The 11,075-nt window shown below is 64.5% G+C and carries 13 protein-coding genes; 10 read left to right on the forward strand and 3 right to left on the reverse strand.

Annotated features, from left to right (window positions below):
• The first annotated feature begins 7 nt into the window (after positions 1-7).
• From glpK to BUB23_RS19440, 7 genes are all read left to right on the forward strand, one after another.
• Positions 8-1,501, forward strand: a complete 1,494-nt coding sequence (gene glpK / locus BUB23_RS19415; protein WP_073106443.1) for a glycerol kinase GlpK — start codon at positions 8-10, stop codon at positions 1,499-1,501.
• A 95-nt stretch (positions 1,502-1,596) separates the two neighbouring features.
• Complete coding sequence (locus tag BUB23_RS19420) at positions 1,597-2,751, forward strand: methyltransferase (protein ID WP_073106634.1); 1,155 nt, start codon at positions 1,597-1,599, stop codon at positions 2,749-2,751.
• Between the two features lie 70 nt (positions 2,752-2,821).
• Entirely contained in the window at positions 2,822-3,289 is a 468-nt protein-coding gene (locus tag BUB23_RS19425) for a TM2 domain-containing protein (RefSeq protein ID WP_073106446.1), read from the forward strand.
• On the forward strand, positions 3,286-4,032 hold the full coding sequence (locus BUB23_RS19430; protein WP_143161051.1) for a lipoyl protein ligase domain-containing protein: 747 nt from the start codon (positions 3,286-3,288) through the stop codon (positions 4,030-4,032). The genes BUB23_RS19425 and BUB23_RS19430 overlap by 4 nt, the downstream gene beginning before the upstream one ends.
• Positions 4,033-4,115: 83 nt before the next feature.
• On the forward strand, positions 4,116-4,265 hold the full coding sequence (locus BUB23_RS27445; RefSeq protein ID WP_281255567.1) for a DUF5993 family protein: 150 nt from the start codon (positions 4,116-4,118) through the stop codon (positions 4,263-4,265).
• Positions 4,266-4,268: 3 nt separating this feature from the next.
• The gene (locus tag BUB23_RS19435; protein WP_073106452.1) at positions 4,269-4,835 is read left to right on the forward strand and encodes a disulfide bond formation protein B; all 567 of its coding nucleotides are present in this window, start codon (positions 4,269-4,271) and stop codon (positions 4,833-4,835) included.
• A 109-nt stretch (positions 4,836-4,944) separates the two neighbouring features.
• Entirely contained in the window at positions 4,945-5,148 is a 204-nt protein-coding gene (locus BUB23_RS19440; protein ID WP_073106455.1) for a ribbon-helix-helix domain-containing protein, read from the forward strand.
• 24 nt (positions 5,149-5,172) lie between these two features.
• Here BUB23_RS19440 and BUB23_RS19445 read toward each other — a convergent pair whose 3' ends face one another.
• Positions 5,173-6,855 (reverse strand): SulP family inorganic anion transporter, encoded by a 1,683-nt coding sequence (locus tag BUB23_RS19445; protein ID WP_073106458.1) that lies wholly within the window; start codon positions 6,853-6,855, stop codon positions 5,173-5,175.
• A gap of 98 nt (positions 6,856-6,953) precedes the next feature.
• Positions 6,954-9,275 carry a heavy metal translocating P-type ATPase gene (locus BUB23_RS19450; protein WP_073106460.1) on the reverse strand — a complete coding sequence of 774 codons (2,322 nt, stop codon included), beginning with the start codon at positions 9,273-9,275 and terminating at the stop codon, positions 6,954-6,956.
• Between the two features lie 85 nt (positions 9,276-9,360).
• Between BUB23_RS19450 and cadR the strand changes: the two genes are divergently transcribed.
• Complete coding sequence (gene cadR / locus BUB23_RS19455) at positions 9,361-9,792, forward strand: Cd(II)/Pb(II)-responsive transcriptional regulator (RefSeq protein WP_073106463.1); 432 nt, start codon at positions 9,361-9,363, stop codon at positions 9,790-9,792.
• Between the two features lie 18 nt (positions 9,793-9,810).
• Here cadR and BUB23_RS19460 read toward each other — a convergent pair whose 3' ends face one another.
• Positions 9,811-10,149 (reverse strand): carboxymuconolactone decarboxylase family protein, encoded by a 339-nt coding sequence (locus BUB23_RS19460; protein WP_073106638.1) that lies wholly within the window; start codon positions 10,147-10,149, stop codon positions 9,811-9,813.
• A gap of 210 nt (positions 10,150-10,359) precedes the next feature.
• Between BUB23_RS19460 and BUB23_RS19465 the strand changes: the two genes are divergently transcribed.
• Both BUB23_RS19465 and BUB23_RS19470 read left to right on the forward strand, forming a co-directional pair.
• A complete protein-coding gene (locus BUB23_RS19465) occupies positions 10,360-10,539 on the forward strand; it encodes a hypothetical protein (protein WP_218599084.1) in 180 nt (59 codons plus the stop codon).
• 11 nt (positions 10,540-10,550) lie between these two features.
• A complete protein-coding gene (locus BUB23_RS19470; RefSeq protein WP_084136137.1) occupies positions 10,551-11,069 on the forward strand; it encodes an RES family NAD+ phosphorylase in 519 nt (172 codons plus the stop codon).
• Positions 11,070-11,075 lie beyond the last annotated feature (6 nt).

Here is an 11,075-nt window from a genome sequence, read left to right on the forward strand (position 1 = left end):
AGCCGCCATGACTTATATACTCGCCCTCGATCAAGGAACCTCCAGCACGCGCAGCATTGTCTTCGACAAGCCCGGGCGCATCGTCGCGCTGGCGCAAAGGGAACTCACCCAGATCTATCCCGAACCGGGCTGGGTCGAGCACGACCCGGTGGAAATCTGGCAAACCCAGCTGGCCACAGCCCGCGAAGCCATCGCCAAGGCCGGCCTGCGGGCCGGCGACATCACCGCCCTGGGCATTACCAATCAGCGCGAAACCACGCTGGTCTGGAACCGCAAGACCGGCCAGCCCATCTACAACGCCATCGTCTGGCAGGACCGGCGCGCCGAGCCGACCTGCGCCGAACTGCGCGCGCGAGGCCTGGATAGCCTTATCCTGGAAAAGACCGGGCTGCGCGTGGACGCTTATTTTTCCGGCACCAAGCTCAAGTGGATACTCGACCACGTGCCGCAAGCCCGCGAGCAGGCGCGCCGCGGCGAGCTTGCCTTCGGCACCATAGACAGCTGGCTGATCTGGCAACTGACCAAAGGCGGCAAGCACAGCACCGACGTCAGCAATGCCTCGCGCACCATGCTGTTCAACGTGCACAGCAACCAATGGGATGACGAGCTGCTGCAGGCGCTGGACATAGAACCGGCCCTGATGCCGCAAGTGCTGCCCTCGGCCGCCGAGTTCGGAGCGGCGCAGGCCGACCTCCTGGGGCAGGCGATCCCGATTTGCGGCGTGGCGGGCGACCAGCAAAGCGCGCTGTTCGGCCAGGCCTGCTTCAGCGCCGGCATGGCCAAGAACACCTATGGCACCGGCTGCTTCATGCTGATGCATACCGGCAACAAATTCCAGGTGTCGCAAAACGGCCTGGTCACCACCAGCGCCGCGCAGACCAGCGCGCAAACCGAATTCGCCATGGAAGGCAGCGTATTCGTCGCCGGCGCCGTGGTCCAGTGGCTGCGGGACGGGCTCAACGCCTTCAAGAAAAGCAGTGAAATCGAGACTCTTGCGCAAAGCGTGCCCGACTCGGGCGGCGTGATGCTGGTGCCGGCCTTTACCGGGCTGGGCGCGCCGTACTGGAAGCCGGAAGCGCGCGGCACGATTACCGGCCTGACGCGCGGCAGCACCATGGCGCATATTGCCCGGGCGGCGCTGGAAAGCATCGCCTACCAGAGCGCCGCATTGCTGCTGGCCATGAGCCGCGACGCCGTGGCCGCGGGTTCCGCGCCGCTGGCCGAGCTGCGCGTCGACGGCGGCGCCAGCGTCAACGATTTGCTCATGCAGTTCCAGGCGGACTTGCTGGGCATCCCGGTCGTGCGCCCCACCATGGTGGAAACCACCGCGCTGGGCGCCGCCTACCTGGCAGGGCTGAGCAGCGGCATTTATGAAAACAAGGAAGAATTATCGGCGCTCTGGCAAGAGGAGCGCCGCTTCATGCCCCAACTGGCCCGGGCCGATGCGCGGGCCTTGATGGAGAAGTGGGAACACGCGCTGCGGCAGACCACGGCCGAATAGCCGCTGGCGAGCTCTTGCTTTTCTTGCGTGGGGACGCGCCCGGCCAGGGCCCGTCCCTGGCCTACAATAAGGCCATTCTTCAAATAGGCCCAGCCATGCCTGCCTCGAACCCTGCCGCCGCCCCCGTCTATGTCGCCTGGACGGAAAATGAACAATCGCGCAAGGCGCAATGGCTTGCGCAGGACGGCCACGGCCTGCCCAAGCGCATCGTCGCGGCCGACGACACCCTGAGCGCCGACGCCGCCTACCGCCTGATCAGCCAGGGGACATCCGTGCTTTGGCGCGGCGACTTCCAAAATGGCCGGCAGCTTCTGCAGGCGCTGGCGCGCCGCATCGACAAAAAGAAAAAGCCCGCCCGCGCCAAAGCCGAACCCGCCTCCCCGCTCGATGAGTTCAATCGGCACCGCCTGCACCAGTCGCAGCGCACCCAGCTGCTGAACAAACTGCTGATCGAACTGGAGGCCGATGCCGGCATAGCGCTGCGCCGCGCGCCCGATGCGCGGGAAGCCTGCCATGCCGCCCTGGGCGAGACCCGCGCACCCTTTTTGCTGCCGCTGAGGGCTCTGCAGGGGATCATAGGCGCGCACGAGTGGCGCAAGAAAGGCGTGGCCGTTCCCGCGCTGGCCCATCCCATCCATGTGCATTACGGGGTGTTTTCACCCAATCGCGGCGAGTATATCGACCTGGTCGCGCAAGCGCCTTTGCCGGCGCGGGATCTGGCCTTCGATATCGGCACCGGCAGCGGCGTGCTGGCGGCGGTGCTGGCGCAGCGCGGAATCGGCAGGATCATCGCCACCGACCAGGACCCGCGGGCCCTGGCTTGCGCCCGCGAGAACATCGACCGGCTCGGCTTCAGCCAGGTCATCGATCTGCAGCAAGCCGACCTGTTTCCGCAAGGCAAGAGCAGCCTGATCGTCTGCAACCCGCCCTGGCTGCCCGCCAAGCCCACCGTTGCCATCGAACGCGCCATTTACGATCCCGGCAGCGGCATGCTGCTGGGCTTTCTCAATGGTCTGGCCGGCCACCTGGAACCCGGCGGCGAGGGCTGGCTGATCATGTCGGACCTGGCCGAACATCTGGGCCTGCGCAGCCGCGAGTTTCTGCTGCAGGCGATTGCCGCCGCGGGCTTGCGCGTGGCGGGCCGTCTGGATGCGCGCCCGGCGCACCCCAAGGCCATGGACGAGTCCGATCCCTTGCATATGGCGCGGCGCGCCGAAGTCACGTCGTTATGGCGCCTGATGCGAGACTAGCGCGGCCGCGCGCCGGCATGGTTTATGATGAAACCATTGGATTACCCGCCCTGGAGGCAAGCCCTGGATCATGCTGCAAAAAATCATTCTCGCCATCGCCGTTTTCATCATCATCCTGGTTGCGCTGACCTTCGGCGAAACCATAGCCTACGAGGCGTTCGCGTGGATCTCCCATATAACAGGGCTGGTCGTCCATAATTTCTCGGACATTTACTATGCCGTCAAAAACTATGTCGCCCTCCATGCCATAAAGGTGCTGATAGCGCTGGCGCTGACCGTGCCCATCAGCCTGTGGATCATCAAAAGCAAGAGCGACGAGCTCGACAAGCCCACCAATCATCGCAAGATCGCCATAGTCCTGGCGATCTTCCTGGGCTGGCTGGGAGCGCACCGCTTTTACCTGGGCCAGATCGGCTGGGGCATTTTCTATCTGGCCGTCTGCTACTTTTTCGCGCCGCTGGCCATTGTGCTGGGCTTGATCGACGCTGTCCGCTATATGTTCATGAGCGACGAAGACTTTGCCCTGGTCCGCAATTGAATCGTCCCGCCCCCGCTATGCCGTTCCAGCTGTCGCCCCCTCCCGCCGGGCTCTGCCAGGATGCGCGATTCGACGAATCGCTGATTGCGATGGCCGCGCAGAACGGCCCCATGGCTTGCGTGTGGGAATCCGGCCAGGGGCTGGTGGTGCCGCGCACCTACCAGCGCTTTGAATCCTTTGCCGCGGCCTGCGCCGAATTTGCCGGGCTGGGCTGGCCGGTCAGCGTGCGCCAGTCCGGCGGCGGCATCGTTCCGCAAGGGCCCGGCATCGTCAACCTGAGCCTGGCTTACGCGGCGCAGGGCAAGCCGCTGGACCACTCCGACGAGGCCTATCTGCTGATATGCCGGGTGATCGCCGGGGCCCTGCAAGAGCACGGCATCGTCAGCCAGCCACAGGCCGTCGAAGGGTCATTTTGCGACGGCCGCTATAACCTGGCGGTCGGGCAAGGCGCCTCGGCCAGGAAAATCGCCGGGACGGCGCAGCTGTGGCGCCGCCACACCCTGGCCTCTACCCGCGACACCGTGCAAATGGTGCTGGTCCATGCGCTGATACTGGCTGCGGTGGATGCGGACGCGCTCACCGCTTGCGCCAACCGCTTTGAACAGGCGGTGGGCAATCACAAGCGCTACGGCAGCGACCGCATTGCTTCCCTGGACGAATTGTGCAATACGCCCGGCCACGCCCGGGAAGCGTTCACGCTTGCCCTGAAAGACTCCTTGCGGCGCCAGCTCGTTTCCCCCTGACGGGGATGCCGACTGGCGGAAATCCGCGTTTCGTTACATAATGTAAAGTTGTTCATCCTAGCGGAACATGTTTCATGATTATGATGTTGCCTTTTTTGACCGGCATGCTCGCGGTCTGGTTCGGCATCCGGGGGCAACGCCCCGCCTGTCTTTCGTTCTGGGCGATCACCCTGGCGGTTTTCGCCGTCTGGTGCAGGTTCCACATGACTGACCCTTTGGGATTATCGCTTTAAGCCATGTCGAACCACTACTTCCACAACGACCGTTTTCGCCTGTCGCGCACGCTCAACATGCTGGCGCTGGCCGGCGTCTGCGCCATCCTGCTCGCGGCCTTCGCCTGGCAGTTGGCCTTCGACGAACTGCCCTGCCCCCTGTGCCTGCTGCAACGGGTGGCGTTCGTGCTGGTGGGCCTGGGGCTGCTGCTCAATGTACGGTTCGGCCCTTCGCCGCTGCATTACGGCATGATAGTGCTGTCGGCGCTGGGAGGCGCCATCGCGGCCGGGCGGCAGGTGCTGCTGCATATCGGGCCGGGCGACCCTGGCTATGGCCCGCCCTTGCTGGGCATGCATTTCTACACCTGGGCCTTGATCCTGTTCGCGGCCTTCATGGCCTGGAGCGGCATCATGCTGATGCTGGATCGCCGCTGCACCGACCAGCCCGATGCGCGCCAGGCCAGCCGCGCGGCCCGCGCCATCATGTGGCTGTTCTTTTTGCTGGTGCTGGGCAATATGGCGTCGACCATGCTGGAATGCGGTTTCGGCTCCTGCCCCGACAACCCGGCAAGCTATCTTTGGCTGAGTTGATCCGCCACAAGGAAATGCTCCTGCGCGCCTGATCAAAAGCGCGGCGGCGCGATGCCGCGCAACGCATATTCCATTACAATATCGTTAACATTGTAAACGTTGATCAGCCATGGAAAACAAGACCGCGCGACTCACAGTGCTCATCGACCCTCGCAAGAAGAAGGCCTTTGAGCAGCTCTGTGCCAGCCAGGACATCACCCCTTCGCAGGTGGTGCGCCAATTGATACGCGACTATCTGACGCAGCATGGCGTGAGCTACGGCAAGGCCAGCGTCACGACCAACCCGCAGGTCAAGAGCCCGTCCAGCGAATAAGCGGACTCCGGCTTCCGCCACGGCTCAGCTTTTTCCGGCATCCGGCGTGGCGGGCGCGCTGCCCGCCTCGGCGTGCAGCAAGGCCGCCACCAGCTCGGACAAGGTCTCGGTAAAGTTGCCGGGGCCCAGCTTTTCAAGCAGGCCCATTTTGCGCAGCTTGTGATAAACCCGGGAATTGGCTTCGGTAAGCACCACGCGCACGCCTCTGGCCTGCAGGCCCAGCACCACTTCTTCGAGTGTTTGCAAGCCCGTCGCATCGATGAACGGCACATGCCCGAGGCGGATGATTAGCACCCGCGGGTCGGTATGCGTGTCGGCCAGGGCGCGCTCGAAGGCCCCGACAGCCGCAAAGAAAAACGGACCATCCACCGCATATACCAGGACGCCCGCCGGCAGATGATGCAAGCCTTCGCGGGCCAGCTCCTTGTCCAGGTCCACGCCGTTCTGCTGGCGCACCACCACGCTTTCAGCCATGCGCCGCATGAAGTGCAGCATGGCCAGCACCACCCCTATGTTCACGGCCACCACCAGATCGGCGAAAACCGTCAGGCCGAAGGTGACCAGCAGAATCGCCACATCGGCGCGCGGAGCGCGCTTCACCATCTTGACCACATGCCGCAGTTCGCTCATGTTCCAGGCCACGATGAACAGAATGGCGGCAAGGCAGGCCAGCGGAATATTGGCGGCCAGAGGGGCCAGGAACAGCAGGACCACCACCAGGGTGAGCGCGTGCACTATCCCGGCGATGGGGCTGGTTCCGCCATTGCGGATATTGGTGGCCGTGCGCGCGATGGCGCCGGTGGCCGCAATCCCGCCAAACAGCGGGGCCACGATATTGGCCAGGCCCTGGCCTATCAATTCCTGGTTGGAATTGTGCCGGGTTCCGGCCATCCCGTCGGCCACGACCGCCGACAGCAGCGACTCGATCGCGCCCAGCATGGCGATGGCGAAAGCGGGACCTATCAGTTCGACCAGCCTGGACAGGGTCACCGCCGGAAAAGCCCATGTCGGCAGGCCGCGGGGAATCTCGCCATAGGTGCTGCCTATGGTGGCCACGCTGTCGAAATGGAATATGGCCTGGATGAGGGTGACGACCACCAGGGCCACGAGCGGCCCCGGCACCCGCGCCAGGCGCGGTATGCGCGAGGCGAAGATGACCAGCAGCAAGGCGATGCAGGCAAGCGCGGTGGTGGCCCAGTCCAGTTGCGGCAGCGCCTGCAGCAGGTTCCAGAGTTTTTGGTGGAAATGCTCGCCGCCCACCGCCGGCAGACCGAAGAAATCTTTCCACTGCCCGACCCAGATGACCACGCCGATACCGGCGGTGAAGCCGGCGATGACCGGCGCGGGGATGAATTTGATGACGGCGCCCAGGCGGGCCACGCCAAAGAGCAGCAGAATGACGCCCGCCATCAGGGTGGCGATCTGCAGGCCGTCGACGCCGTATTTGGCCACGATGCCGGCCAGGATCACGATAAAGGCGCCGGTGGGGCCGGCGATCTGCACCCGGCTGCCGCCGAACAGCGAAACAATGATGCCAGCGATGATGGCCGTGTAGATGCCCTGCTCCGGCTTGACGCCCGACGCGATCGCGAACGCCATGGCCAGAGGCAGCGCCACGACCCCGACGATCAGCCCCGCGACGATATTCGAAAGCCAGTGCGGGCGCCGTAGCAAGCCTGCGCGATACGCATCGAGAAGAGCAAACATCCTTACCCCGGATAAGCCAATATAATGTGGCTTTGATTATAATACGATGTAAACCCGGGATGCGCGGCCCGCCGCCACATATTCATCCTGCCCGCCGATTATTTGCGCAAAAGCCGCAGGCTGTTCGCCAGCACCAGCAGGCTGGCGCCCACATCGGCGAACACCGCCATCCACATCGTGCCCAGCCCCCATAAGGTCAGCAGCAGGAAGACCGCCTTGATTCCCAGCGCTATGCTGATGTTCTGAACCAATACGGCATGCGTGGCCCGCGACAGGCGTATGAAGCGGGGAATCTTGCGCAGGTCGTCGTCCATCAGGGCGACATCCGCCGTTTCGATGGCCGTATCGCTGCCCATCGCGCCCATGGCGAAGCCGATATCGGCCCGCGCAAGAGCGGGCGCATCGTTGATGCCGTCGCCCACCATGCCCACGGCGCCTTGCGCCGCATAGCGCTCGATGGCCTGCAGCTTGTCCTCGGGCATCAGTTCGGACTGCACGCTGTCTATGCCGACCTGCTCCGCGATGCCCCGGGCGGTAGCGCTGTTGTCCCCCGACAGCATGGCGGTGCGCACGCCCAGGCCATGCAATTCGGCGATGGCCTGCCGGGAGGAAGGCTTGACCGCGTCGGCGACGGCGAACACCGCCAGCGCCCGATCCGCCGCGGCCAATACCGCTACGGTCTTGCCTTGTTCCTGCAGTGCCGCCACATGGCGCGCAAGTTCCGCGCCGGCCGGCCGTGCGCCAAGCACGCTGTCGACCCAGCGGGGGCTGCCCAGCATATAGCCGGCGCCGGCTATGTCGCCGCGCGTGCCGCCTCCGGGCACGGCCTCGGAATTGCCTACCGGCAGCAGTTCCTGGCCGTCGTAAGCGCGGACTATGGCCTGCGAGACGGGGTGGTCCGATCTGGCGGCCAGGCTGGCGGCCAGGCGCCGCAGCTCGGCTGCGCCGAGCGCGGATCCCGCATGGGCGGTGGATGTCCCATGGCTGCCGCCAAGGACCAGGAAATCGGTTTGCTGCGGCTTGCCCTGGGTGAGCGTGCCGGTTTTATCCAGGGCAAGCCAGGCCAGTTTGCGGCCTTCTTCCAGATAAACGCCGCCCTTGACCAGAATGCCGTGGCGCGCGGCGGCCGCCAGCCCGCTGACAATCGCGACCGGCGTGGAGATGACCAGCGCGCAAGGGCAGGCAATCACCAGCAGCACCAGCGCTTTATAGACCCACTCCAGCCACGGCTGGCCCAAGGCGAGAGGTGGAACCACCGCCACCAGCAGGGCCAGCAGGCACACGATGGGCGTATAGATGCGCGCGAACCGGTCGACGAAGCGCTGGATGGGCGCCTTGCTGCCTTGCGCCGCCTGCACGGCATGGATGATGCGCGCCAGCATGGTATTGCTGAACGCCGCCTCCGCGCGATATTCGATCTCGGCCATGCCGTTGATGGTGCCGGCATAGACCTGGTCGCCCACGGTCTTTTCGACCGGCATGCTCTCGCCGGTGATGGGCGCCTGATCGACCACGGAACTGCCCGCCACGACGCGGCCATCCAGGCCGATGCGCTCGCCGGGACGGGCGCGCAGCACCGTTCCCGGCTGGACCGCAGCGGCGGCCATGCTGGCCCAGGCGCCATCGGCGCCTTGCGCCCAGACAGTTTCAGGGGCCACCTCCATCAGGCGCTCGACGGCGTGGCGCGCACGGTCCAGCGAGCGGGCTTCAATGAATTCGGCGATGGAAAACAGGACCATGACCATGGCGGCCTCCGGCCAGTTTCCCAAAGCCAGGGCGCCGGTCACCGCAATGCTCATCAAGGCATTGATGTTCAGATTGCCGTTGCGCACGGCGAGCAGGCCCTTCTTGTAGGTGTCCAGCCCGCTCAGCGCCACGGCCAGCAAAGCCAGGGCAATGACCGCCCAGCCGAAATCGCCCAGCCACCCCAGCGCCTCGGCGCCGACGGCGGCCAGCGCCGCCACGGCCAGCGGCCACCATGGCCGGGCCGGCGCGGGGGCGGCTTTGCCCAGCGGCTGGCCTTGTTGCGCCAGCTCCGGCTCGAAGCCCAGGCTGCGTATCGCCTGGAGGATGGCGCCCAGGGCCGGCGCCGCGTGATCCACGGTGAGCACGCGCTGCATCAGGTTGAACTGCACGCCGTGCACCCCTTCCATGGGCTCGAGCTTCCTGCGTATCAGCGCCTCTTCGGTGGGGCAGTCCATCTGCATGATGCGCATGGCCGTGCGCGCCCCGCCCGGCACGGCCTGCTGGGCCGGCAATGGCGCGATGCCGATGGCGGCAGGCTCATGGGCATGGCTCGAGCCATGAGGCGCATGGCCGTGGCCTTGCTCGCCGCCGCCATGGCCGGAACAACATTGGGCCGACGGCCCGGGACCTGCCGGGCCGCCGGCGTACTGGGAATCGTGTGAATGTGCGGACATGAGTTTTCCGTAAGCCTGCTTATTGCATATATGCAGTAAACACCTTAAAGTAACTACAAGGTCAACTCATATGTCGGAGACAGTTATGAAAATCGGCGAATTGGCCAAAGCGGCCAACTGCAGCACGGAAACCATACGCTTCTATGAGCGGGAAGGCTTGCTGCCGACCCCCGGGCGCAATGACAGCAATTACCGCAGCTATCGAGGCGACCATCTGGAACGCCTGCGGTTCATACGCAACTGCCGGGGCCTGGACATGGCCCATGACGAAATCCGCAGCCTGCTCGCATTCATCGATCGCCCTCATGGCGACTGCGCCCCCGTCAACGATCTGCTGGATGAGCATATCGTCCATGTGGACCTGCGGCTGGCGGAACTGCAGCGCTTGCGCAAACAGCTGGTCGGCCTGCGCCAGCAATGCGCGACCGCGCAATCCATGCAGGACTGCGGCATCATCCACGGCCTTGCGGCCATGGAAACCGAAGAAAAACACCCTTCGGCCTCACATCTGGGCTAAGCCCCCCCGCAAGCGCGGCTAGGTTTTCAGGTGATTGATCGCATCCAGCGCAAGATGGGAATGGGCATAGGCGGCGCCGGCGCGCATTTCAGCGGCGACCCAGATCGCTTCCATGATTTCCTGTTCGCTGGACCCGGCCTTCACGGCGGCTTCGGTATGGCCCTTGATGCAGTATGGGCACTGGGTGACGTGCGCCACTGCCACGGCGATCAATTGCTTGGTTTTCTTGGGCAACGCCCCTTCGGCAAATACCGCGGCGCTGAACGCCCTGAAGGCCGCCAGCGCGTCGGGCGCCAGTTCGGCGCGCTGTTTGGCGAATTCCTTGGTCATCGGGGGGTATATGGCAGGCTGGTCCATGGCGGGCTCCTCTAGCATTGGAAAATTCCAAGTATGGCCCCAAGGCAGGCGTCAGGGCCGCCTGGCCGACATGGCGGCATGGCCTTTCGCGGGAGACTCGCTTGTGGCAGGCGCGCCATGTCCCGCTGCGAGCGAAGGGCGGCGGGCTGGTTGACGGCAAATGGCTTGCCCGCAGCAGCGCCGTCGCCTTTTCCCGTCCTCAGAAGTACTTTGCAACGGTTGACGCAGGCCGTCCTGAAAGGGGCGGCCGAAGTCGACGCATGGACGCTGTACCGTACTCTGTCCGAGCCGCTCGAAGGCCTGGGCGGGCAATCACCAGTAGATGCCGTGACTGCCGATTCGGTCGATGCGGTGACCAAGGCGGTGTTCAATGTGCTCGGGGTACATTGAGGCGAGGTGGCGTGAGTATCGATCTGCCGCCGTCCCGAATCGATGCGGGAGAGCTGCTCCAACATGTGAGCCGCGTCGTCTATCGCGATGAACCGCTGTGCTACGGACGCGACGGCACCAACCGTTATGACGCCCCCAAGCGGGACTACGGCGTGCTGTACCTGGGCCGCAATCTCCCGACGGCGTTGATGGAATCAGTGTTTCATAAGCACCAGTGGGACCAGGACACCAAGCGCTCGATCGCGCTGGCGGAAGTCCATAGTCGCCTGGTGCGCGCAGCAGGCGTACTGGAGGATCTGTGCCTGGCCGATCTCATGGCTGAAGGCGTCATGGCGGGCTACTTCGGTTTGAACCTGGAGCAGTTGGCCCGCCGCGACTACACATACACGCAACAGGTATCCGCGCGGGTGCATGCGTTGCAACTTCTGCTCCCCATAATTTTTAATCTAGCGGAATCCCCAACCGGAACCCAGCTTCTATCCGGCCATATTTCCCCCGCAAGAGAACACGTCTTCACTTTTGAATTTTAATTCATA

This window comes from Pollutimonas bauzanensis (assembly GCF_900129885.1).
Classification (GTDB): Bacteria; Pseudomonadota; Gammaproteobacteria; order Burkholderiales; family Burkholderiaceae_B; genus Pollutimonas; species Pollutimonas bauzanensis.

Excerpts from the sequence above, each read along its gene's own strand:
- BUB23_RS19460 (WP_073106638.1), bottom strand. The coding sequence starts at position 10,149 with ATGGACCAGCCTGCCATATACCCCCCGATGACCAAGGAATTCGCCAAA.
- cadR (WP_073106463.1), top strand. The coding sequence starts at position 9,361 with ATGAAAATCGGCGAATTGGCCAAAGCGGCCAACTGCAGCACGGAAACC.
- glpK (WP_073106443.1), top strand. The coding sequence starts at position 8 with ATGACTTATATACTCGCCCTCGATCAAGGAACCTCCAGCACGCGCAGC.
- BUB23_RS19435 (WP_073106452.1), top strand. The coding sequence starts at position 4,269 with ATGTCGAACCACTACTTCCACAACGACCGTTTTCGCCTGTCGCGCACG.
- BUB23_RS19425 (WP_073106446.1), top strand. The coding sequence starts at position 2,822 with ATGCTGCAAAAAATCATTCTCGCCATCGCCGTTTTCATCATCATCCTG.
- BUB23_RS19450 (WP_073106460.1), bottom strand. The coding sequence starts at position 9,275 with ATGTCCGCACATTCACACGATTCCCAGTACGCCGGCGGCCCGGCAGGT.
- BUB23_RS19445 (WP_073106458.1), bottom strand. The coding sequence starts at position 6,855 with ATGTTTGCTCTTCTCGATGCGTATCGCGCAGGCTTGCTACGGCGCCCG.
- BUB23_RS19420 (WP_073106634.1), top strand. The coding sequence starts at position 1,597 with ATGCCTGCCTCGAACCCTGCCGCCGCCCCCGTCTATGTCGCCTGGACG.
- BUB23_RS27445 (WP_281255567.1), top strand. The coding sequence starts at position 4,116 with ATGTTGCCTTTTTTGACCGGCATGCTCGCGGTCTGGTTCGGCATCCGG.
- BUB23_RS19440 (WP_073106455.1), top strand. The coding sequence starts at position 4,945 with ATGGAAAACAAGACCGCGCGACTCACAGTGCTCATCGACCCTCGCAAG.